The 22,353-nt window shown below is 70.9% G+C and carries 17 protein-coding genes; 8 read left to right on the forward strand and 9 right to left on the reverse strand.

Going from position 1 to position 22,353, the window contains the following annotated elements; translation table 11 throughout:
* On the reverse strand, positions 1-395 hold a 395-nt coding region (locus tag VGD70_RS28590), incomplete at its 3' end, for a substrate-binding domain-containing protein (RefSeq protein ID WP_331086738.1).
* 58 nt (positions 396-453) lie between these two features.
* On the opposite strand from VGD70_RS28590, the gene VGD70_RS28595 reads away from it, so the two are divergent.
* The 3 genes from VGD70_RS28595 (at position 454) to VGD70_RS28605 (ending at position 2,664) form a co-directional block, all read left to right on the forward strand.
* A complete protein-coding gene (locus tag VGD70_RS28595; protein WP_331086740.1) occupies positions 454-846 on the forward strand; it encodes a DUF5997 family protein in 393 nt (130 codons plus the stop codon).
* Positions 847-965: 119 nt separating this feature from the next.
* Complete coding sequence (locus VGD70_RS28600; protein ID WP_331086742.1) at positions 966-2,267, forward strand: cellulose-binding protein; 1,302 nt, start codon at positions 966-968, stop codon at positions 2,265-2,267.
* Between the two features lie 199 nt (positions 2,268-2,466).
* Positions 2,467-2,664, forward strand: coding sequence for a hypothetical protein (locus tag VGD70_RS28605; RefSeq protein WP_331086744.1), 198 nt, complete (start codon positions 2,467-2,469; stop codon positions 2,662-2,664).
* A gap of 9 nt (positions 2,665-2,673) precedes the next feature.
* Here the strand turns inward: VGD70_RS28605 and VGD70_RS28610 are convergent, their stop codons facing one another.
* Positions 2,674-5,982, reverse strand: coding sequence for a S8 family serine peptidase (locus tag VGD70_RS28610; RefSeq protein WP_331086746.1), 3,309 nt, complete (start codon positions 5,980-5,982; stop codon positions 2,674-2,676).
* Positions 5,983-6,011: 29 nt separating this feature from the next.
* Positions 6,012-8,342 carry an isoamylase gene (locus tag VGD70_RS28615; RefSeq protein ID WP_331086748.1) on the reverse strand — a complete coding sequence of 777 codons (2,331 nt, stop codon included), beginning with the start codon at positions 8,340-8,342 and terminating at the stop codon, positions 6,012-6,014.
* A gap of 161 nt (positions 8,343-8,503) precedes the next feature.
* Here VGD70_RS28615 and VGD70_RS28620 point away from each other — a divergent pair, with 161 nt between their 5' ends.
* Positions 8,504-9,646, forward strand: coding sequence for an endonuclease (locus VGD70_RS28620; protein ID WP_331086750.1), 1,143 nt, complete (start codon positions 8,504-8,506; stop codon positions 9,644-9,646).
* A 202-nt stretch (positions 9,647-9,848) separates the two neighbouring features.
* Here VGD70_RS28620 and VGD70_RS28625 read toward each other — a convergent pair whose 3' ends face one another.
* The 4 genes from VGD70_RS28625 to VGD70_RS28640 are packed head-to-tail and all read right to left on the reverse strand — an operon-like array spanning position 9,849 to position 14,789.
* Positions 9,849-10,865, reverse strand: coding sequence for an NlpC/P60 family protein (locus VGD70_RS28625; RefSeq protein ID WP_331086752.1), 1,017 nt, complete (start codon positions 10,863-10,865; stop codon positions 9,849-9,851).
* 17 nt (positions 10,866-10,882) lie between these two features.
* A complete protein-coding gene (locus VGD70_RS28630) occupies positions 10,883-11,365 on the reverse strand; it encodes a poly-gamma-glutamate biosynthesis protein PgsC/CapC (protein ID WP_331086754.1) in 483 nt (160 codons plus the stop codon).
* On the reverse strand, positions 11,362-12,708 hold the full coding sequence (gene pgsB, locus VGD70_RS28635) for a poly-gamma-glutamate synthase PgsB (protein WP_331086756.1): 1,347 nt from the start codon (positions 12,706-12,708) through the stop codon (positions 11,362-11,364). Before pgsB ends, VGD70_RS28630 begins: the two co-directional genes overlap by 4 nt.
* The gene (locus VGD70_RS28640) at positions 12,705-14,789 is read right to left on the reverse strand and encodes a HAMP domain-containing protein (RefSeq protein ID WP_331086758.1); all 2,085 of its coding nucleotides are present in this window, start codon (positions 14,787-14,789) and stop codon (positions 12,705-12,707) included. Before VGD70_RS28640 ends, pgsB begins: the two co-directional genes overlap by 4 nt.
* Before the next feature lie 318 nt (positions 14,790-15,107).
* Between VGD70_RS28640 and VGD70_RS28645 the strand changes: the two genes are divergently transcribed.
* Positions 15,108-15,998 carry a hypothetical protein gene (locus tag VGD70_RS28645; RefSeq protein WP_331086759.1) on the forward strand — a complete coding sequence of 297 codons (891 nt, stop codon included), beginning with the start codon at positions 15,108-15,110 and terminating at the stop codon, positions 15,996-15,998.
* A gap of 78 nt (positions 15,999-16,076) precedes the next feature.
* Here VGD70_RS28645 and VGD70_RS28650 read toward each other — a convergent pair whose 3' ends face one another.
* Together VGD70_RS28650 and VGD70_RS28655 are read right to left on the reverse strand one after the other, a co-directional pair.
* On the reverse strand, positions 16,077-16,442 hold the full coding sequence (locus VGD70_RS28650) for an MmcQ/YjbR family DNA-binding protein (RefSeq protein ID WP_331086762.1): 366 nt from the start codon (positions 16,440-16,442) through the stop codon (positions 16,077-16,079).
* 180 nt (positions 16,443-16,622) lie between these two features.
* A complete protein-coding gene (locus VGD70_RS28655) occupies positions 16,623-17,048 on the reverse strand; it encodes a tetratricopeptide repeat protein (protein WP_331086764.1) in 426 nt (141 codons plus the stop codon).
* A gap of 321 nt (positions 17,049-17,369) precedes the next feature.
* Here VGD70_RS28655 and folP point away from each other — a divergent pair, with 321 nt between their 5' ends.
* The 3 genes from folP to VGD70_RS28670 all read left to right on the forward strand — a co-directional run bounded on the left by folP (position 17,370) and on the right by VGD70_RS28670 (position 22,353).
* Entirely contained in the window at positions 17,370-18,182 is an 813-nt protein-coding gene (folP, locus tag VGD70_RS28660; RefSeq protein ID WP_331086836.1) for a dihydropteroate synthase, read from the forward strand.
* Between the two features lie 460 nt (positions 18,183-18,642).
* Positions 18,643-19,779 carry an amidohydrolase family protein gene (locus VGD70_RS28665; RefSeq protein WP_331086766.1) on the forward strand — a complete coding sequence of 379 codons (1,137 nt, stop codon included), beginning with the start codon at positions 18,643-18,645 and terminating at the stop codon, positions 19,777-19,779.
* A 177-nt stretch (positions 19,780-19,956) separates the two neighbouring features.
* Positions 19,957-22,353 carry a CoA transferase gene (locus VGD70_RS28670; RefSeq protein WP_331086768.1) on the forward strand — a complete coding sequence of 799 codons (2,397 nt, stop codon included), beginning with the start codon at positions 19,957-19,959 and terminating at the stop codon, positions 22,351-22,353.

Consider the following 22,353-nt stretch of genomic DNA (forward strand, 5'->3'; position numbering starts at 1 on the left):
TCCCGGGTCGTGGCGGGGCGCTGGATCGCCTGCCGTCCGGGCGGCCGCTCCCAGTCGAGGGTGTCGTCGAGGGGGTGCAGCACGACGCCATCGGCCAGATCCGCGGCGAGTACCTCGTCGGCCGCGGCCACGACGTGGTCCTTCGGGACCACGATGACGGTCGTCTCGGTGTAGAGGGGTATCGCGTGCAGGCCTGTCCGGTCGATCGGCAACCGCAGGAGAACCGCGTCGGCGTGGCGGTCCCGTACCGTGTCGGCGGCGTCGGCGGCGGGCACCTGGACGAGGGTCAGCGGGACCTCGGGCAACCGCTCGTTCCAGGTCCGGACCCACTTGGCGGGCGTAACCCCCGGCACGTACGCGAGCCTGAACGATGGAGTCACGACCGGGCCTGTCACGAGGCGAGATTACCGGGTGTGAACGACGTCGGGGCACGTGCCCGATACCCTTGACACCATGACGGCGCACAAGACGCCCCAGACGATGAAGCCCGCGACCGCGGCGAAGAAGCTGGGCGTGTACCTCGAGGCCACCCCCACGGAGTTCCAGCAGGGCGTCGTCTCGCGCGACGAGCTCAACGCCCTGCAGGCCGATCCGCCCGAGTGGCTGCGCGAACTACGCCGCAACGGCCCGCATCCCCGGTCCGTCATCGCGGCGAAGCTGCGCATCTCCATCAGCGGTCTCGCCCGCGCCGGGGTCACCGACGCCCTCACGACAGAGCAGGTCGACGAGTTGAAGGCGAACAGTCCGGACTGGCTGCAGCGGGAACGCGCCATCCAGGCCGAGGTCAGGAAGGAAGCGGGGCTCATCAAGGCGGCGAAGGCCGAGCCCGGCCGCGCGCGCTCCTGACACAGGCACGGCTGAGCTGGCAGCCGCCACCCGTCCTGCGGCAGGGCACGCCACCGACTCGCGGGGCGGACGTGCACGGACAGGTTCCGCCGTCCTGCTCGAAACCTTAGGTTGTCGACATGCGTCTACGTTCGACGGTTGTCATGCTGGCCGTGGCGGCGCTCGTGATCGCTGGGGCGGTGACGGTGGTAGCGAGAGCCACCACCGCCGAGGTCGCCGCCACCAGCTTCGCGTTCGGCGCGCCTGTCGAGGACGACGGTGCCGACTGCCCGGTGGCGCTGCCCGGCTCGTTGACCGCCAACTCCAAGCTTCCCGATCCCTTCACGAAGCTGGATGGTGCGCGCGTCTCCGCCAAGTCCGACTGGCGGTGCCGGCGGGCGGAGATCAAGAAGCTGGCGGAGACGTACGTCTACGGGGAGAAGCCCGGAAAGCCCGCGAGCGTCACGGGGACGGTCTCGAACACCGGCATCACCGTGAACGTGACGCAGAACGGCAGGAGCTCCGGCTTCTCGGCGAGTGTCCAACTGCCCAGCGGTTCCGGACCTTTCCCGGCCGTCGTCGTCCTGGGCGGATCGGGAGCGGATACGGCCACCATCAGAGCCACCGGTGCTGCCGTCATCGACTTCGACCCCCTCGAGGTCGGGCGCGAGGGTACGCCACGAAATGCCAAGCAAGGCGCGTTCTACAGCCTCTACGGCTCCTCGAGCAGCTCAGGGGTGCTGGCCGCCTGGGCCTGGGGCGTGAGTCGGATCATCGACGTCATCGAGCAGTCGGGCGGCAGCATTCTCAAAGCGGACGCGATGGGCGTCACGGGATGCTCGCGGTACGGAAAGGGCGCCTTCGCGGTCGGTGCGTTCGACCAGCGCATCGCTTTGACCATGCCCATCGAGTCGGGTAGCGCCGGTGTTCCCGTCTTCCGCCAGGCTCCTGGGGAAAGCGGCGTCCAGCCGCTGAGCAGTGCCTACGAAGAGCAACCGTGGCTGGGTGACGCGTTCGGCTCCTTCACGAGCGACCCGACCGAGCTGCCGGTGGACACGCACGAAATGGTGGCCATGGTCGCGCCGCGCGGACTGTTCATCATGGAGAACCCCCACATCGACTGGCTGGGCGCCAGGTCCGGGAGCGTGGCGGCGTTGGCCGGAGCCGAGGTCTACAAGGCGCTCGGCGCGGCCGACAACATCACCTACTCGTCCGACATCCAGGACGGTGACCACTGCGCCTCCAGGCCCGAATGGCGGACGCCCTTGCAGCAGAACATTCAGAAGTTCCTGCTGAGGACGGGCAGCGCTCCGGGCGCCTTCAGGATCTCCTACAGCAAGGCCGGCAACCTGGCTGAGTGGAGGGACTGGCAGACGCCGACCCTCTCCGACGCCGACCCTGTCCGGCCGCCCGACCAACGCGCCGCGGCTGGCGTTCACTGAGCTGCCGAACACGATCGCAGCTGGGTGACCGCACCGAGGATCCCGGTCGGCGCGTCGCGGGTTGCGCGTGCAGGTCCGCAACGTCGACGGTGCTGCCGTGTCTGTCCGTTACGCCGGGAACGCCTGGGGCGTCGGGCGTTGTGCCCGCGACGCCGTGGTGGTGTGATGAATGTCCGTCCGGCGGGCGGAGGTGAGCACGATGCCCGACCCACAGGGATATCGCGCGGCCAGGGAGGCACGCGCCGATATCGCGAGACGAGCGACCGGCTCGTCGTCCCGCACCGGCGAGGAGACGACGACTCGCCTGGTGAACGGGGCGGTCTACCGGTACGAGCACCGGGAAGAAGGCCACCACCACGACGGCGGCCCCCCGGCCGAGGCCACCGACGTGTCCTGATAGGGGCGGTCACCTGCTCCGGTAGGCGCGGATGACAGTCTGGGTGACGGTGTTGCCGGCCGAGTCGGTGGCGTGGGCGCGCAGCGAGACGTAGCGGGCGCCGCGCGGGTGGGTGATCGTCGCCGAGCCGCCGGCGGGCTGGTCCGGGGTGACCTCGAGGGGTTGCCAGGTGCGGCCGTCGTCGAACGAGGCCTCGACGGACAGTCCGGTGAGGGTGGTTTCCGGGGCGTTGTACGGCCGCTGGACGGTGATCGGGATCCGGATCGAGTCCGCGGTCACCGCGTTGTGCGGGTCGAGGTCCGGTGGGGCGAAGCGGACGGCCAGCAGTGGCAGGCCGACGCCGCCCTTGCCCTTCTTCGGGGCGGGGTCGGGCGGGCGCGCCGAGGTGAACGTCCACGCGCACGAGACCAGCGTCGAGAGCTCGGACACGCCGGAGCGCCGGGCCTGGACCTCCAGCCGGTAGCCGGCCGGCTGGGCCGGCACCTCGAACTGGCCGACACCCGGCTGTGCGGTCTCGCCGACCTTGACGCCGTCCCGGTACAGCACCGTGGTCCCGGAGTCCACTTCGGACAGACCGGAGCGGTCCAGGCCGGCGTCGGCGAACAGCGGGAGGTTGAGCGCGAGCAGGTCGCCGGACCGGGTGGCGAAGTCGCCGTCGCTGGTGAACCCGGGCCCGAACACCGCGGAGTTCCACTCCTCCGTCGTGACCCGGCCGGCCTCGTCGTCCACCGGGCCGCCGGTCAGCACGGTCTCGGTGTGCACCTGGTTCTTCACCAGTGACCACTGTTGCAGCTCCGCCGACCACCGCAGGCCGTCCACGTTGTGGAACTCGGTGCGCTCGAGCGGCAACCGGAAGCCGAACCCGAAGCCGTTGCTCACGTCGAACCTCGGCTCCCCGGCGATCCATACCTTGGTGCCCCGCTTGCGATCCGCCTGCGCGCGGTAGGTGGCGTGCACCTCGGCCAGGTCGCGGTCCACGACGTGCCGGGTGAACCCGGTGGGCACGCCGCCGTAGCCGAACCAGGCCAGGTTGTAGGACACGGTGCTCCGCAGCACGTCGCCGTGCGCGTCCGGCACGGCCCAGACCCCGCCGAGGCTCGCGACCAGCTCCTCGTCCGGCACCGGGTCCCCGACCTGCCCGATGCCGATCCGGTCGAACGTGTCGCCGAGCACGCCGGTGGACAGGACGCTGTGCGGGGTGAACCGGCTGTACGCCACGGCGACCGCCTTGGGCACCACGTTCGGCCGGTCGAACGTCACCGACACCGGCCGGGCCGACCGGGCGTCGAGCACCACCGTGGTGTCGGCCCGCACGTCGACCGTGGGGTGGACCACCTTGGCGGAGTCGAACTCGGTGCCGCCCGGCCGCGGCGTGCTGATCGCGGCATCCACGTGGTAGCGCCCGGCGCGCACCCGAAGCGTCCCGACGCCCCCGATCCCCGGCACCGGGCGGAACCGCTGCCGATCGAGCCCGAACACGAAGGAGAAGTGGCTGTCGGTCGGCGCGCCGGTGGCGTCGACCGTGCGCAGGGTCAGGTCGTAGCTCTCCGGCTCCCGATCCACCGCGACCGGGGTGGCGACCCGGACGCCGGCGTCGTCGGCGGCCAGGATGTGCGCGCCGAACGCACCGTCGGCCGCCGGCAGCGCCGTGTTCACGGTGATCTCCACGTCGGCGCGGCCGTGCGCCGGGACGGTGAGGTCGTTCGTGGAGAGCCGGAACATGCCCTCCGGCACCGGTTCGCCGCCGGGTCCGCCGACCGGCAGGGTGAGCCGCAGATGCCGCGGCCCGGCGCCGGCGTTGTGGTAGGTGACCGTCCTGGTCACGCTCTGGTCGTCCTCGTGCGGCCAGCTCATCCGTCCTATCGAGACGGTCGCCGGCTCGGCGGACACGCTCTGGCCGACGGCCCGCGCCACGTCCACCCGGCCGGCGCCCTGCGCGAAGACACCGGCGCCGGCCAGCGGCTTCGCCGCGCCGACCAGCGCCGCCTTCAGCCGCGCGCCGGTCCAGTCGGGGTGCTGCTGGGCCAGGATGGCGGCGGCCCCGGCCACGTGCGGGGTCGCCATGGAGGTGCCGCTCAGCGCGACGTACCGGTCGCCGCGCTTGCCAAGGCCGGAGAACCGGGACCGCGCCGCGACGATGTCCACACCCGGCGCCACGATCTCCGGCTTCAGTGCGGCGTCGTGCACCCGAGGCCCGCGGGCGGAGAAGCCGGCGAGCATGTCGTGGTCGTCCACCGCACCCACGGCGAGCGCGGCATCGGCGCTGGCCGGCGAGGAGACCGTCTCGGCGCCGTACCCGCCGTCGTTGCCGGCCGCGACCACGAACAGGGTGCCGTGCTCGGCGCTCAGCCGGTCGACCGCGAGCTCGAGGGGGTCGACGCCGGCGGTGTCCGGGCCGCCCAGGCTGAGGTTGACGACCTTCGCCCCGGCCGCCGCGGCCCACTCCATCCCGGCCAGGATGGCCGACTCCGGGCAGCCCGCGTCCCCGCACACCTTGCCGACCAGCAGCTTCGCCCCCGGCGCGACCCCGGTGTAGCGGCCACCGGAGGCCTTGCCGGTGCCGGCGATGGTGGACGCCACGTGCGTGCCGTGCCCGTTCGTGTCGCGGACTCCGGGGTCGGTCGTGAAGTTCTTCGTGGCGGCCACCTGCCGGCGCAGGTCGGGGTGCGTGTCGTCGATCCCGGTGTCCAGCACGGCGACCGGGACGCCCGCGCCGGTGTAGCCGGCCCGCCAGGCGGCCGGGGCGCCGATCTGCGGGACGCTCACGTCCAGGCTGGGCCGGCGTACACCGTCCAGCCAGAGGTGGCCGGCGCCGCGGCGCGCGGTCCAGAACTCGGCCGCGCTGTCCTTGGGCTGGCGCACCGCCACCGCGTCCACAGTAGACAGTGTCTGGATGACGGTGGCACCCGTGCTCGTGACGTCGGCAGGTCCACCTTGGACGATCAACGGGAGGTCGGCGCGCCCGGCGTCACCGAAGCCGTCCCGCAGCAGCGCCGCCACGTCGAACAGCCGCTGGTCGAGCTGCCCGGTGCGCACCGCTGTCCACGCGTCGTCCGGCACGACCAGCAGCGAGTCGCCCACCGAGGTGGTGGCGAAGTGCACGTGCGCACGGCCCGCCGCCGGTTGCACCTGCGGCACGAGTTGCGCACCGACCCGCCGCACCGTCACGTGATCTCCGGTGACCAGCGTGACCGCCCCGAGGAACTGACTCGCCGCCACCGGGTCCGGCGCTCTCTCGGCCCGCGCGGGAACTGGTGACCAGCCCACCGCGAGCACCGCGGTGAGCAGGACCGTGGACAGCTTCGCCGCGACCGGCATGGCGCCTCCCGTTCCGGTATTGCGTGACGTCACTTGGCGATCAGGACGAGGACGGCGCGCTCGTGGAGCACGTACGCGGTGTCGCCGAGCGGGTCCTCCGCGCCGGGCGGGCGCACCTGGTCGGTGCCCTCCGCCCAGGTCGACGTGTCGGTGACCCGGTGCCACCGGGTGCCGGCCGGTGGCGCGGGGAGCGCGAAGGTCACGTCGCCCGACCAGCCGTTGTAGGCCACGTACACCGATGCGGCCGGGTCGCCGAACTCGGTGCCGTCGAGGCGCCAGGCGATCGCGTGGTTGTTGGCGTCGTTCCAGTAGGTCGCGTCCGGCACGCCGGCGGCCGGGGTGAGCCACTGCAGCTGGCCGATCCCGTTGCCGTTGGTGTCGGCCGACGTGTAGTAGTTCGCCGGCCGCAGTGCGGGGTGCGCCGCGCGGAAGGCGAGCATGCGTTGGGCGTAGGTATGGAAGGTGCTCTGCTCGGCGGTCGGTGTGTAGCTCAGCCAGTTGGCCGACGAGTCCAGGTTGTACGGGTTGTTGTTGCAGTTGATCCGGCGCAGGTACTCGTCGCCGCCGGTCATCATGGGAGTGCCGGCCGACAGGGCCAGGAACGCGAACCCGTTGCGGGCGGCCTTGCGCTGCGCCGCGGCATTGCCACCCTGGTCCCAGGAGTCGTTGCTGTCGCTGCCGCCGTCGGACGGGCCGTAGGGCCACGGCTGGTTGTTGTTCTTCGTGTTGCAGGCGTACAGGTCGGCGAGGGTGAACCCGTCGTGGGCGACCATGAAGTTCACCGAGTGGTACGGCTTTCGGCCGTCGTCGCCGTACAGGTCGGACGAGCCGGCGAGGCGGCTGGCCAGCTCGCCCGGCGTGATCGCCGAGACGCCGAGCTTGTTCTGGTCGCGGCGCAGCGTGTCCCGGGAGATACCGTTCCACTCCGCCCACCCGGCGGGGAAGTTGCCGACCTGGTAGGTGCCGGCGCCGATCGCCCACGGCTCGGCGATCCAGTCCACTCCGGACCCGCCGGCCGCCGGGCGGGCCGCCAGCTCGGCGGTCAACCGGTTCAGCGCCGTGCCGGGATCCGTTCTGCTGTAGGAGAAGCAGCCGTGCTGGCAGGTGTTGCCGAGCACCGAGGCGAGGTCGAACCGGAACCCGTCGACCCCGAGGGTGTCCTTCCAGTAGGCGACCGAGTCGACGATCAGGTCCTGGGCGGCCGGGTTCGCGGTGTTGTAGTTCCCGCCGACGCCGGTGTTGTCCCACGGCCGCTGCCGGTCGGCGGTGAGCGAGTAGTAGGTCGGGTTGTCCAGGCCACGCCAGGAGAACACCGAGTACGTGTTGACGTCGCCGGCGCTCCACGGGCCGCCCTCGGCGGTGTGGTTGTAGACGACGTCGACCATGACCTTGATCCCGGCGGCGTGGAAGGCCGCGACCATGGCCTTGAACTCCTTGGTCGGCCCGCCGGGTGCGGTGTCGGCCGCGTAGCGGCGGTCCGGGGCGAAGTAGTTCAGGGTCTGGTAGCCCCAGTAGTTGTCGCCCGCCGTGCCGGTGGGGTCGACGTCGTTCGTGTCGTTCTGGGTCTCCTGCACGGGAAGGAACTCCACCGCGGTGACGCCGAGCGCGCGCAGCTGCTGCGCCTTGAGCCCGGCGCCCCGGTAGGTGCCGCGGTACGCGCTGGGCACCGACGCGTCGTTGCGGGTCAGGCCGCGCAGGTTGACCTCGTAGAGCACGTCGTCGCGCAGCGGGCGGGTCGGCTTGGTGCCCGTGCCGGTCCCGTCGGCGGCGAGCACGATGCCCTTCGGTGCGATGGATCCGGTGTCGACGGCGCGGTTGGCCGGGCCGGTGCCGTAGCGCGCGCCGCCGGGGTTGGCCGGGGTGAGCGGGTCGTGGCTGGTCTCCCTGGCGTACGGGTCGAGCAGCAGCTTGTTGGGGTTGAACCGGTTGCCGGCCGAGTCGACGTCGGCCACGAACCCGGCCGGCGAGCCGGGCGTCCACGACGCGGTGTACGGCCAGTTCGGGCCCCAGGCGCGGTATCCGTAGTAGACGGCGCCGGTGACGCCGGCGGTCTGCAGCTGGGCGACGCTCACGGTGACCGACCAGACCTGGTCACTGCCCTTGGTCAGCGGGTAGGTCGCCGCGGCGGCACCGGTGGGCGTCGCGTACACGTCGACCCGCATCCGGGTGGCGGCGGCCGAGAACACCCGGAACGTGACGTTGGAACCGGTGTAGCGGCCGCCGAGCGAGCGCTGGTCGATGCCCGCCGGTGCGGCCACCGTGCCGGGCCCGGGCCGGGCGGCGCTGGTGCCGGACAGCATGGCGGCGGCCGCGGCGAGCACCGCGGCCGCGACGACGATCCGGTGACGGGAGCCGTGCATGGTCGCCCCAGCCTTCCTGCATCAGTCCGCTAGTCCCAGCAACGATTCCAGCGCACGAAGCGCGTTGAAAACTGCTCCATTCGGGCGCTTCTTGGTGGAAATTTTCGTGCGACTCTTCTCCCAGACAGTCGGGGAAGGACGTACTCGTGCATATCGCCCGCATGAGGCGATGGTCGCTGCTCGCACCGCTCGTCGGTGCCGCGCTGGTCACCATCGCCTTACCGGTTCCGTTCAGCGCCTCCGCCGCCGCACCGCTCACCGTCGCCCAGGCCATCGGCCAGCAGGGCACGTCCGCGACCGTCCGCGGCTACGTCGTCGGCCAGCCGACCGCCACCAACACCGTTGTCACGTCGGCGTTCCCGTCCGACTACGCCATCGCGCTCGCGGACACACCGGGGGAGACCGGCACCGCGCGGATGATCTACGTGCAGGTCACCTCGGCGTTCCGGGCCCAGTACGGCCTGCGGTCCAACCCGAACCTGATGGGCGACCAGCTCGACGTCACCGGGCCGCTCGGGGCGTACTTCTCCCACCCGGGCCTCACGTCGCCGACCGCCATGGCGCCGGTGACGGGCACCCCGCCACCCACCGACCCGCCACCCGGCGGCGGCGACTACGACCAGACCTACTACCGCACCGCTATCGGCCTCACCGGCCCCGCACTGAAGTCCGAGCTGCACCGGATCATCCGCACCAACAGCAAGCTGACCTACGACCAGGTGTGGGAAGCGCTCAAGGTCACCGACCAGGACCCGGCCAACGCGAACAACGTGATCCTGCTGTACTCCGGCCGCTCGCAGGCCAAGAGCACCAACGGCGGCAACCCCGACGACTGGAACCGGGAGCACGTCTGGGCCAAGTCCCACGGCGACTTCGGCACCGCGACAGGTCCGGGCACCGACATCCACCACCTGCGGCCGGAGGACGTGACGGTCAACGGCGCCCGCGGTAACAAGGACTTCGACAACGGCGGCTCGGTGGTCGGCGAGGCACCCGGCAATCGCACCGACGCCGACTCGTGGGAACCCCGCAACGCGGTCAAGGGCGACGTCGCGCGGATGATCTTCTACATGGCGGTGCGCTACGAGGGCGACGACGGCTTCGCCAACCTGGAGATGAACAACTCGGTCAGCAACGGCACCGCGCCCTACCTCGGCCGGAGCTCCGTGCTGCTGGCGTGGAACGCCCAGGACCCGCCGGACTCCTTCGAGCAGCGTCGCAACCAGGTGATCTACGACCAGTTCCAGCACAACCGCAACCCGTTCGTCGACCACCCGGAGTGGGCGACCGCGATCTGGAACTGAGTACCGCCCGCGAACCCCGGCAACCCGCCGGCCGACCACTGGCGGCTACGCCCGCGGCGGGCATCGACTCGAAGACCCAGCCGTCACGACCGGCCGGAAACCAGGGCCGGCCCGGCCAAGTCGAGGCGGCTCGGGCATGCCCCACGCAGGTCGGGACTCCGGAAATCGGCGCGGCTGCTGGCTGAGTCGAGCCGGGGCGTTGTCACAGGCGGCGGGCGGCGCGCCATGCGGTGGAGTAGTGCCCGCCGTCGTCGAGTAGGGAGGTGCCCCCGACATCTCCCATGGTCGGGCCGTCGATGCGTTCCCGGCTGGAGATGAACCGGTGGTGGTTCGAGTTGTCCACGCCGAGGTAGATGCCGACGTGGTCGAGCTGGTCGGGACCGTCCTCCACCTCGAAGAACACCAGGTCCCCGGGCTGCAACGAGTCGTAGGACGTGGCCCGCCCACCCTCGTTCGGCACCAGCAGGACCCCTGGGCCGTGCTCCGCGATGGCATAGGCGCGGCGGGGGAGTCCCGGTCCGGGGTCGTTGCTGCCTCGCAGCGGCAGCCCCAGCCGGTACCCGTACACGAGCCGGACGAACCCCGAACAGTCCACGGCGCCGTACCGCTCCGGGTCGGCCGCCTCCTGTCCGCTGTCGGGGAAGTCCCACGGCAGCCCGAGGTAGTCGTAGAAGTCGGATCGCTCGAGGCGGCCCGCGCCGGTGCCGGCCACCGGGCCGAAGGACGCGTCACCCCGAAAGCGCACTCCGTCGGCGTCGCGTGCGTCGGCGGCGTCGATGACGTACTCCGTCGCGACGGCAAGGACATCCGGGCTGGTGTCGGCGCGGGCTTTGGTGAACCACGGCTCGAACCAGGCCGCCCGCTCCGCGCCCGCGGACCACGGCTGCGGTGCCAACCGCACCCAGGAGGTGGTCGTCACGGTCGCCTCGGTCGCCTTCGGCTCGCGAATCGTCCGGGTGGGGCCGGTGAGGTTCACCGTGCGTGCGCCATCGGTGAACACGGCGGCGACCGCGCCCTTGCGGTCCACCACCACGGTGCGCGCCGGCGACGTGACGCGCTCGAACCGGAGCTCCAGTTGGTCCTGCCGTACGTCCGGCGGGTTGGCGGCACCGCCCCGACCGACCGTCGAGCTCGAGCACCCGGTCAGCACAGCGCCGATCCCCACGGTGGCGACCGCCGCCGAGACCACGAGGACGCGCGACACCTCTCTGAGCCGCACGGGCCCTCCTCTCCTCGTCAAACTGTAGGAACCAGGCCGGCGAGAACCCCGCTGGCCAGAACACCGAAACCGGCCGCGCTGACAGTGCCGGTCGCGACCAGGGTGGCCACCGGCGGCTGCCGGACCAGCTGGTAGGCGATCAGGCCCGGAACGACGAAGCCCAGGGTCTGATGGGCGAACAACAGCGGGTAGTCGCTCTGGATCAGCAGGAAGAGCGTGGACTGGAACAGCACACCGGTGAGCACCACCGCGGCGAACAGACGCTTCCCGTAGAGGATCACGAACCGCTGGAGAACTCGGACGGCACCATAGGTCAACGCGGTGACCACGACAACGAGCAGTACCCGGCGGGTGTCCTCGACCATCGTCAACGCCAGCCAGCCGGGCGTGATCATCCCGCCGGGTGAGAGGTTCGTGAGCAGGTAGCACCCGAGCGAGAAGACCAGTCCGATGGCCAGTCCGAGGGTCGCCACCTCCGGTGGCAAGGTCGTGGCGTTCACGGGCGGTCCCGCGAGGGATGCGCGGGAGACGGGCGGGTCCGGGTGTCGCGGGCGGTGCCTCGCACTCGCGAGACGGGTGCCCGCCTCGGCGCCGGTTCGCCCGGACCCGGTGTTCCGCGGGTGTTCGCGGAGACACCGGGCCGGGCCGGCTCCTCGTTGCGGTCCGCCGGTTGTGCCGGCAGCGCTTGGAGTGCCTCGAGCAGCACCTCGCCCTGACCGTGGATGTTGCCGATGGCGACGAGGGACGCGGAGCCCGTCACGCCGCCGACGATGCCGCGCAGCAGGTCGTCGCCGGACCGGGCACCGCCCAGGTCGACCACGCGGTCCCGCCACCGCGGCGGCACGGCCTGGTGGGCGCTGCGGGTCGGTGCGCCGATGAGCACGACGCGGTCCGGGGCGATTTCGGCGACCAGAGCACCCATCTGCTGGTTGCGCTCCACCCGGTCCGGTCTGCAGTTGATCACCAGATGCAGTGGCCGGGAGATCGCCCGCTGCTCCAGCAGCCGCTCGATGTTCATCAGCGTCGACTCGGGGTCGTTCGCGGCGAACACGTTCGCCACCTTGAGGATCTTCGTGCCGGCGACGCGGGTCTGCACCGTCAGGACCCCCGGGTCGGGTTGCGCGGCCCACATCCCTTCCAGCGCGGCCGTCCGGTTGACCTTCAGCAGCTCGGCGACGAGGAGCGCGATCGCGACGTTCTCCTTGAACGTCACCCAGCCGAACCTCGCCATCTCCGTGTCGGAGACCGCTTCCGGGTCGATGGCGACCAGCGTGCAGTTCCGCTTGGCGGCCTCCTCCCGCAGGATGGGCAACCGCTCCCGCTCCGCGGTGACGCAGACACCATCGACGGGCATCGAGCGGCACAGCGCCCGGGCGACGTCGTCCAGGGTGGGCCCCATCTCGGCGAGGTGGTCCTCGCGCACGTTGCACAGGACCCCGATGGTCGACTGGATCAGCTTGGTCTGGTTGATCTCCTGCAGTTCGGGCTGCACGGCCATGCACTCGATGACGAGCGCGTCCGGCCGGAACGCGACGGCCCGCCGCACGATCCCGATCTGTTCCACGACGTTCGCGATGCCGAACTTGCGGTACACGGGCTCCTCGCTGCCGTCGGGATAGATGAACCGCGCGGCGGTGCCGGTGGTCTTCGCGACGGTGACCAGCCCGCCGCCGCGCAAGGCACCGGCACACAGGCGGGTGATGGAGCTCTTGCCGCGGATCCCGTTCACCAGCACGCGGTGCGGAACTTCGCGCAGGCGCCGCACATGGCGTCGCTGCTCGGACACGCCGGCGGCGAGCAACGTGGAGGTCGCCACGAGGAGCACGACGTAGAGAAACGTCATCTGGACCGGTGCCTCGTCACCGGTTCGGCGCGTTGGCGCCGACGCTTGTCCGGTGTCCGCGCCGGCCGGCGCACGGGTGCGAACAGCTGGGTCGCCGCGGCGATCAGCATGGTCTGCTCCGTGGCCGTGCCCTGCGGTCTGCGTACCGAACCGAGCCTGGCGGGACCGTCGTTCAGAGCCTGCCGGCAGAGCTCCAGACAGCCGGCGACGGTGCCGATCTCGTCGTGGCGCTGGGCGACGATGTGCTCGGTCCGGTCACCGGCCACGAGACGGTCCGCGACCTTGGCGAGCCTGCGCAGCGGCCGGACCACCGTGACCAGCTGCCACCCGAACGCGAAGAACGCCAGCAGCCCGGCCACCATGGCGACCAACTGCGCGTCGCGCGCTTGGAGGTTGGTCGGCAACGCCAGGTCCGCGACGGGACGCTGGGCCACGAGTGTCCAGCCGAGCTCCGTTGCCGCCCCGCCCGTCAGCAGCGCGCCGGAGACGACCGCCTGGGTGCCGTCGGGACGCGCGACCTCCGCCACGGCGGCACCGCCGCGGGCCTTGTCGACCGCGCGCCGCAGATCGCCGTCGGCCACCGTCTCGAACGCCACGTAGCCGAACGTGGCGCTGATCGTTCGGAACTCCCCGTCGACGATGCGGGCATGGCCGGGGGCGCGGGAGAGCAGCGCCTCGAGGTGGCTGAGGGCGAACTCGCCGACGAGCGCGCGACCGTCGGCCAGCGGCACGTGCGCGAAGATCACCGGCACTCTGCCGGTGCCGCCCTGCTGATGAAGGCCGGCCCCGGTCGGCACGGGTTCCGCGGTACGCAGCGGTTCCCGGCCGGCGGTCTCGCCCGGGCGTCCCGCGGCGTCGACGACGTACACGCTGCGGTAGCGAGGCCGGGTCTCGGCGAGCTCGCGCATGGTCGTCGGCAACGTGGTGCGATCGGCCTCGGCCACCGCCCTCAGGTCCGCGACGCCCTCGTTCAGACTGCGTCGCAGCGCGTCGCTCGCGCCGGCGGCCTGGTCGCGCATCGTGGCCACCACTTCGGGTGGCACCGGGACGTCCTGGCTCGTGAACACCAACGCGACGGCACCGGACCACCCGAGCACGGCCACCGTGGCGACGGTCAGGCCGGTCGCCACGGGTAGCGACCGCCGGGGTCGTCGGTCTTCGGACCTGGTGCGGAGAAAGGTGCGCTGGCAGGCGCGCAGCGCGGTCGCGATGCGGTTGACCTCCGCCGGTCCGCGGGTCCGTACCTCGGTGTGCAGCGCACCCGAGGCCACGGCCAGCGCGTCGGCGCGCAACCTCCGGACCGGGCGGACGTGGGTGAAACGCACCAGCAGGAAGCCGGCGACGGCAGCGATCGCGAGAGCTGCCGCGGGCGGTATGCCCGCGCCACCCGGAATCGGGTCGGTCGTCGGGGCGTTGGTCGCGGAGATGACGGCCAGCCCGAGCTCGTCATGGTCGTCGGGGACGGCCGCGGCGTACGCGACGGCCGGCTGCACGCCGTCGGCGGCCGGGCCGAGCAGGTTGCCCGGTTCGGCGGTGAGCGCCTTCCGCCCCGCCGCGGCCACCAGCTTCGCCAGCGTGGTGTCGTAGGCCGTCGGGTTGTTCTGGCTGGTCGAGATGATCTTGCCGGTGCCCGTCACCAGCAGCAACGCCCGGCCGGTCTCGGTACCGGCGGTGGGTAGCCGGATCGCCGAGGTCGCCGCGAGGAGATCGCCGCCCTGCAGCGTGACGACCGAGAGCATCAGCGCCTGACCGGTAGGCGAGGTCGTGACCGCCAACGCCGAGCCGTCGACGGCCGGCAACCGCTCGGTCGGCACGACCTCGCCGCGGGTGGCGAGCAGCGAGCGGTCCGCGGCGGAGACGACCGCGGTACCGCGCCAGTCCCCGCCGTCGGCGAGCCGGTCGAGTACCGCCTCGGGCGAGTCGTTCGCCGTGCCGGCGACAGCCATGCGCAGGTCAGCGAGGTTCTGGTTGGCCGCCGCGCCAACGGACTTGGCCGCGTCGGCGACGAGGTCCCGCTGAACGTCGAGATAGGCCTGCGACGCCTGGCCGTCGGTGCGACCGTCCAGCATGGTCGCGGTCATGACGGAGACCAGGAGTAACACCACGAGCAAGGACCACGAGGCGGCGGCCACACCGCCGGGGTAGCCACTCTCCGGCAGTTGCGCTTGCAACCGTCTCGGGCCGGCGTCGCCAGCCTCGTTGCTCGCTCGGGACACACGTCCTCCGAAGTCGCCTCGTCGGCGATGGGTCAATCACGCTCTGGATACAATGCCGCGTCATTGTGCTACACGACCGGGGCACCGATTCACTGAGACGGGTGAGACGCGGTCTATGTGTGACGGACGACGCGAAACGCAACCATGAGGAACCTGACCAAGCGACATGTCTCGTGGTTGGCCGTGGGTCTGGTGATCGCCGCCGCGGTCGTGGTGATCGTGCGCCTGCCCGGCTCGCCGCCGGACCACGGCGGCGCCTTCTCGGTGACCGATCCGTTGGCCACGGTCGAGGACTTCGCGGCGGCCCTGCGCCCCGACGCGGCCTACCGGCCACCCGAGCCCGACGAGAGCCGGGCACTGGTCGACGCCGTCACCCGGCTCGGCCGGCAGGGCTCGGCAGCGTCCACGGCTGCCGCCGAACCCGGTCCACCGGGCTTTCGCACGGCCACCGGGGTGGACCCGAGCACCGGCCGGCCGTTCGCGATCCTGGCCAGCGTGCCCAACGACGAACGCGGCTGGGGCCTGTACCTGGTCGACCTGTCCACGGCGCCGAGCATCTCCGTCCAAGTGCCGCACCCGCGCGCCGACCTGCACACCGAGAGCGTCGGGGTCGCCCTGTTCCGGCGGCTTCCGGGCGCCGTGCTCATGGTCGCGGGCACGCACCGCCGCGTGGCGAACGGCGCCGGGGATGTCGCCCACCGGAAGGACTCGATGTTTCACGCCCTGGCCGAGGAGCAGTCCCGCCGAGGGATGCCCCAGATCCAGCTCCACGGCTTCGACGACACGAGCCTGCCCGACGCGGACGTGATCGTTTCCGCGGGCGCCGGCCGCCACGGAAAGGAACACACGGAGATCGTGGACCGGCTCGAGGCGTCCGGGCTTCAGGTGTGCGCGGCGTGGCGAGCCCGGTGCGGACAGCTCGAGGGTCGGCGCAACCGGCAGGGGATCACCGCCGCCAAGGAGGACGCCACCTTCGTCCACGTCGAGATCAGCCGAACCGTGCGAGACGGCGCGGACCGCTGGGGGCGGCTGGTGGCCGCCCTCGCGGAGACCGACTTTCGTTCTCGGGAGTGAGCCGTAGCCGACTCGTAGTGTCCTACGTGTACTTCCGACAGGTAGTTCGACTTCCGCGGCGGGCGAGGAGGCTCCCTGTCAGGTCATCAGTTCGTTTCGTTGAGCTCTGGTCAGTCGCGCGATCACCAGCTCGTAGGAGTGATCGATCAGCTCCCGCAGTTCCTCGTCAGGCACCGAACCATCCAGCGCCACGGTGTTCCAGTGCTGCTTGTTCAGGTGGTAGCCCGGGGTGATCGCGGTATAGCGGGCGCGCAGAGCGGCGGCCAGGTGGGGATCACACTTGAGGCTGACGTTTCCCGGCGGAGGACCCACGGACACCAGCGCGAACATCCGGCCGGCCACCTTGAATACAGCCACCTCGTCTCCGAATGGGTAGTCCTCCGCCGATCCTGGCTCGGCCTGGCATTGGACAATCACCCGGTCACGCTGTGAGCCGTTCACCATCAGCTGCTCACCTGCCCGTTGTCTTGCTCCCCGCGCGGGGCGCCTACGACATCGTGCCGCATCGACGCGAGGACGGGGATCCGTCGCCGCCAGCAGGCGTGACGCCCGACGCCGGGCCGCCGAGAACCAGCGGCTGATCGGCCTGTCGGCCGGGTCAATCGGCGTCGGGCGTCACGAGCCTCAGCCGGCCGCGGGCTCGCCGGCGAAGGCGGCGGCGATGCGCAGCCAGGGAGCGGCCTCGTCGTGGCGGCCCTGGCGTTGCAGGGTGCGGCCCAGCATGAGGTGGGCGTAGTGCTCGACCGGACTGCGCTCGACGATGTCGCGCAACTGTTCCTCGGCGCGGCGAAGCTGCGCCGAGTGGTAGTAGGCGCGGGCCAGTAGCAGCCGGGGGCCGGTCTGGTTCGGGTTCTCGTCGACGACCTCGGTGAGCAGCTTCGCCGCGGGGACGTAGTCCTTGGCCTGGAAGAGAAGCTGTGCCCGCTCCCAGCGCTCGGCGGTGGTCTCCTCGTGCGGTGCGGCACCGTTGTCGAACAGGTGCAGGGCCTGCGCCCACCGGTCGGCCGCGACCTCGCTGGTCGGCCGGTAGTCGTTGGTGTTGTCGATCATGAGAGCTCCTCTCCGGTGTCGGACGCGGTCGGTTCAACGCTCAACTACCACGGCTCATTCCGCCCACTGCGAAGCGGGCCTCGGTACGACCGGGGCAGGCGGAGCGAGTTGTTCGGCGACGAAGTCGAGCACCAATCTCGCGGGAGATGGGGGCGATCGGCCGCAGCCGGGCGAGTCACCAGTAGCTCGCGAGGTCGCACCCGAGGGCGGCCGTGGTCTTTGTCGACGCGACAATTGCATAGTAACTACAATAGTTTGTGCTACGTTTGCCCGGTGCTACGTCTGGGCCACCGCGAGTTCCTGGAGGATGCGCGGTTGACGATGGCCATCGTCAACCGCACGCCGGACTCCTTCTACGACCGCGGTGCGACCTGGCGTGAGCAGGCCGCCTACGAGCGGGTGCGGCGGGTGGTCGCCGACGGCGCCGACATCGTCGACATCGGTGGGGTGAAGGCCGCGCCGGGTGCCGACGTCTCCGTGGCCGAGGAGATCCGGCGGGTGGCCGACTTCGTGGCGAACGTGCGGTCGGCGTACCCCGATGTCGTGATCAGCGTGGACACCTGGCGCGCCGAGGTGGCCAGGGAGGTCTGCCAGGCGGGCGCCGACCTGCTCAACGACTCGTGGGGTGGCTACGACCCAGCGCTCGCCGAGGTGGCCGCGGAGTTCGACGTGGCGTTGGTGTGCACGCACACCGGCGGCCTGACGCCGCGTACCCGGCCGTTCCGGGCCCGCTACGACGACGTCGTCGCGGATGCCGTCGAGCGGACGACGGCGCTCGCCGAGCGGGCGGCGAGTCTCGGGGTCGACCGGGCCAGCATCCTGATCGACCCGGCACACGACTTCGGCAAGAACACCTGGCACTCGTTGGAGATCACCCGCCGGCTCGGCGAGCTCACCGCGACCGGCTGGCCGGTCCTCGTGTCCTTGTCCAACAAGGACTTCGTCGGCGAGTCGCTCGACCGGCCGGTCAGGGAGAGGCTCATGGGCACGTTGGCCTCGACCGCGATCTGCGCGTGGCTCGGCGCCACGGTGTATCGCGTGCACGAGGTCACCGAGACCCGGGAGGTACTGGACATGGTCTCGACCATCATGGGGCGGCGGCAGCCGAGCCGGGTCGTCCGAGGGATGGCGTGAGCTAGTCCGCCTCCCCGGGATTTGAAGTGTGGGTTGCGTCCCAGGGAATAGTGCGGGTATCGGGGTGGGTGGTGGCTGGGTGCCGTCACGGTCCCCTGAGGTTCCGGTAGTCGGCGTGGTCGGCGCAGTCGGCGCAGGACTTCACCTGGTCCGCCTCCCCGGGATTTAAAGTGGGGGTTGCGTTCCGGCGGATGGTGCGGGTGTCGGGGTGGGTGGTGGCTGGGTGTCGTCACGGTCCCCTGAGGTTGCGGTGGTCGGTGCATATGACTTCGCGCGATGATCTACGAGGCAGGCCTTAATCCAGTACGACGTACATCGCTCCGGCTCAATTTCGGAGCGATGTCTTTTGGGCGCCTCTGTCGATTCGGTCGGTGATACCTGGGGGCGGTTGCCCTTGTCGCTCCATAGTAGTTGCTATAGTCTCGCTTTGTCCAACTTCAGGCGACCGCGGGAGAGGTTCATGACAACGACCGTCACGGGCAAGCGGCTGATCTCGGCGGACGACCACGTCGACCTCAGTCACGACAAGATCAAGTCCCATCTTGCGTCGAAGCACCACGGCGAGTACGACGACGCCGTCACGCGGTTCCGGTCCGGGATGAAGAGCATGGTCTCCGCGGAAGCCAACCAGTTGTGGCGCGAACAGCAGGGGCTGCCGGCGGAGCAGGGGCGGAGTCTGCTCTCCGCCATGCAGGACCGGCATCACCCGGCGAGCGGCCGGCAGGGGCACACCGACGCGCTGGCACGCCTGGAGGACATGGACACCGACGGGGTGCAGGCGTCGTCGACCTACTGTGAGGTCAGCGCTTTCCGCTACCTGTACACCCTCAAGGACGGCTGGCGGGAGGCGACCAGGGCGTTCAACACCACGCTTGCCGAATGGGCGTCGCCGGCTCCGGACCGGCTGATCGTCTCCTACCAGATCCCGATTCACGACATCGAGGGCGCGGTGGCCGAGGTTCGCAAGGCGGCCGAGGAGGGATGCAAGTCCCTTCAGCTCCCCGTGTTCCCCACCGAGCTGGGGCTGGCGGACTACTGGGACAGCCGGTACGACCCACTGTGGACGGCCATTCAGGACAGTGGGCTGCCGATCTGCCTGCACATCGGCCTCAACACGCAGCTGGACGGCCTCGCGCAGCGGGATCCCACGCCGCAGAAGGGCATCTTCGTCCCGATGGTCGCGCTGGCGGCCGCCGAGGCGTTCGGCATGTGGATCATGGGCGGGGTGTTCGAGCGCTTCCCCGAGCTCAAGGTCGTCGTGGTCGAGCCGGGTGTCGGCTGGGTCTCCTGGTGGCTCTACACCGTCGACGACATGGTGACGCGGCAGGGCTACGAGTTCCCGGCGATCTCGAAGCTGCCGAGCCACTACTTCCGGCAGAACGTCTACGTGACGTTCATCGACGAGCCCGACGTGATCCGGCACGCGCACGACCGGCTGGGCATCGAGAACGTGATGTGGTCCTCCGACTACCCGCACCCGGTGTCGAGCTGGCCGAACTCACGGAGCATCGCCGAGGAGATCGTCGCCTCCGTCCCCGAGAAGGAGGCCGAGCTGGTGTTGTACGGGAACGCCGCCCGCGTCTGGAATCTCTCGTAACGGCGCGTGGGTTTGCCGAAAAGGCGGCGGTGGTCAGCCCCGCCGCCTTTTCGGCAGTCATTGTTTGACGTGGTCGTCATTGTTGCCGGCCGCGCGTATCGGTGCGTCCGCGGAAACATCGGAATCGCAACATAGTACGTACTATTAATATTGGAATGCGCGTGCTACGTTGCGTTCATGGGACCAACGGATGCCGCTCCTGGCGTACTCGACGGCGTAGAGGTCCTCGACCTCTCGTGGGGAATTGCCGGGCCCATCACGACGATGATGCTCGCGGACAACGGCGCCCGGGTGACGAAGATCGAGCCACCGCGGGGGGATCCGTTCGCCGGGCAGTCCGGTTATGTGGTCTGGCAGCGCGGCAAGGCGCGGGCGAGGATCGATGTCACCGACCCCGCGGGCCACGACGAGCTCATCGAGCTGGTGTCCGGCGCGGACGTGCTGGTCGAGTCCTTCGCGCCAGGGACAACCGACCGTCTCGGCATCGACTACGCCACGCTGGCCGAGGTCAACCCGGGCCTGATCTACTGCTCGATCACCGGCTACGGCCGCCGCAACCGGCACAGCGAGCGCCCCGGCTACGACGCGCTGGTCGCCGCCCGTACCGGCCTGCTGCACGACCATCGCGGCCGGCCCGGCACGGTGATGGAGTACATCAACGGCCGGCCGGGACCCCACCCCACCTTCGGTGCCCCGGAGGGGATGGTCCGCGGCGCGAGCCGGCCCGGCCCGGTGATGCCGAGGTCGACCTGGCCGAGCCTGGGTGCTGCCTACCTGGCCTCCTTGGGCATCAGTGCCGCGCTGCGTGCCCGCGCGGTGACCGGCGCGGGCCAGTGGGTCGAGACCTCGTTGTTGCAGGGCGCGTTGGCGGCGGTGTCGATGACCTGGCAGCGGGTCGAGAACCCCGACGCGCCGCTCTACTGGATGTGGCCGGTCGACGCACGCGCGATCGACGGCCTGTTCCAGTGCGCGGACGGGCGATGGGTACATCACTGGATGGTGCGGCCGAGCTGGGTCAAGGCGGCCGCGGACGGGGTGTCGCTGCGGGTCCCGGACAGCGACGGAAAGTACCGCGACGATCCGGACCGCATCGGCATGGAGCCGGCGGACCTCCTGGTCGGCGGGTTCCTGTACCCGGACCTGGCGGAGGCGTTCCGCCGCTTCCCGTCCGACGAGTGGGTCCGGGTGGGCCAGCAGTCGGGGATGGGCGTCAGTCTCGTTCGGACACCGGCCGAGGCGTTGGCCGACCCGGCATACCTGGCCGACGGCTGTGTCGTCGAGGTCGAGCACCCGGAGCACGGCCGCATTCGCCATCTCGGCAACGTGCTCGAGTTCTCCGACACGCCGGGCGGGGTGCGCACCCGGCCCCCGCGGCGGCCCGCGTCGAGACCACCTCTGGTCGGCGTCGGCTCGCTGGGCGCCCCGCTGGAGGGGGTGCGGGTGCTTGACCTCGGCCTCGGCGTCGCCGGACCGTTCGGGCCGAGGATGCTGGCCGACCTCGGCGCGGACGTGATCAAGGTGAACGCGCTGCACGACGTCTACTGGAACGGTACCCACATGGGTCTGGGCACCAACCGGGGCAAACGCAGCATCGCGCTGAACCTCAAGGATCCGCGTGGGATGGAGGTGCTGCACGCCCTCATCGGCGGCGCGGACGTGGTGACCACCAACTGGCGTCCCGGCGCGGCCGCCCGCCTCGGCATCGACTACGAGTCGCTGCGCGAACGCCACCCCCGCCTGGTGTTCTGCAACAGCAGGGGGTACGAGAAGGGGCCGCGATCGGCCCTGCCGGGCACCGAGCAGACCGCGTACGCACTGGCCGGCACGGAATGGGAGGACGGTGCGGCCGACACCGGCAACTCGCCGGTGTGGAGCCGAAGCGGGCTCGGTGACACGGGGAACGGGCTGCTGACCGCCATCGCCATCACCCAGGCGCTGTACCACCGGGACCGCACCGGGCGGGGGCAGGAGGTCAGCACGTCGATCGTGAACGCGTGCCTGCTCGCCAACTCCTACTCCTGGATCCACGCCGACGGCACGCCGGGGGAGTGGGCCAAGGTCGACGCGGACCAGTACGGCCTGTCCCCGTACTACCGCCTGTACGAGGTGTCCGACGGGTGGGTCTGCGTCGCCGCGGTCACCGAGGAGCAGCGCGCCAAGCTGCACGACGTGCTCGGGGTGCCCCTGAACGACCCCGGCGACTCCGGCGGCCCCGGCGACGTGGCGCGTCTGGCCGACGAGCTGGCCCGGCGCCCGGCCATCGACGCGTTCAAGGCGCTCGACGACGCCGGCGTCCCGGTCGAGGTCGTCAACGAGGCGTTCTGCCGGGAGATCTTCGACGACCCCGAGGCGCGCGAGCTCGGCTGGGTGGCCACCACCACCGCCGGCAACGTCGGCCGGTTCGAAGACCCCGGCATGCTCGTCAACTTCTCGGCCACGCCGGGCGTGATCCAGCGCGGGCCGTGCATGTCCGGCGAGCACACCAGGGAGATCCTGCGCGAGCTCGGCTACGCCGACGGGCGGATCGATGAGCTGGCGGCCGCCGGCACGGTCGCCGAAGCGACGGTGAGGTGA

Source organism: Actinophytocola sp. (assembly GCF_036402745.1).
Taxonomy (GTDB): Bacteria; Actinomycetota; Actinomycetes; order Mycobacteriales; family Pseudonocardiaceae; genus Actinophytocola.

Excerpts from the sequence above, each read along its gene's own strand:
- VGD70_RS28650 (WP_331086762.1), bottom strand. The coding sequence starts at position 16,442 with ATGGTGAACGGCTCACAGCGTGACCGGGTGATTGTCCAATGCCAGGCC.
- VGD70_RS28615 (WP_331086748.1), bottom strand. The coding sequence starts at position 8,342 with ATGCACGGCTCCCGTCACCGGATCGTCGTCGCGGCCGCGGTGCTCGCC.
- VGD70_RS28605 (WP_331086744.1), top strand. The coding sequence starts at position 2,467 with ATGCCCGACCCACAGGGATATCGCGCGGCCAGGGAGGCACGCGCCGAT.
- VGD70_RS28595 (WP_331086740.1), top strand. The coding sequence starts at position 454 with ATGACGGCGCACAAGACGCCCCAGACGATGAAGCCCGCGACCGCGGCG.
- VGD70_RS28600 (WP_331086742.1), top strand. The coding sequence starts at position 966 with ATGCGTCTACGTTCGACGGTTGTCATGCTGGCCGTGGCGGCGCTCGTG.
- pgsB (WP_331086756.1), bottom strand. The coding sequence starts at position 12,708 with ATGACGTTTCTCTACGTCGTGCTCCTCGTGGCGACCTCCACGTTGCTC.
- VGD70_RS28655 (WP_331086764.1), bottom strand. The coding sequence starts at position 17,048 with ATGATCGACAACACCAACGACTACCGGCCGACCAGCGAGGTCGCGGCC.
- folP (WP_331086836.1), top strand. The coding sequence starts at position 17,370 with ATGGCCATCGTCAACCGCACGCCGGACTCCTTCTACGACCGCGGTGCG.
- VGD70_RS28665 (WP_331086766.1), top strand. The coding sequence starts at position 18,643 with ATGACAACGACCGTCACGGGCAAGCGGCTGATCTCGGCGGACGACCAC.
- VGD70_RS28640 (WP_331086758.1), bottom strand. The coding sequence starts at position 14,789 with ATGACCGCGACCATGCTGGACGGTCGCACCGACGGCCAGGCGTCGCAG.
- VGD70_RS28670 (WP_331086768.1), top strand. The coding sequence starts at position 19,957 with ATGGGACCAACGGATGCCGCTCCTGGCGTACTCGACGGCGTAGAGGTC.
- VGD70_RS28610 (WP_331086746.1), bottom strand. The coding sequence starts at position 5,982 with ATGCCGGTCGCGGCGAAGCTGTCCACGGTCCTGCTCACCGCGGTGCTC.
- VGD70_RS28620 (WP_331086750.1), top strand. The coding sequence starts at position 8,504 with ATGAGGCGATGGTCGCTGCTCGCACCGCTCGTCGGTGCCGCGCTGGTC.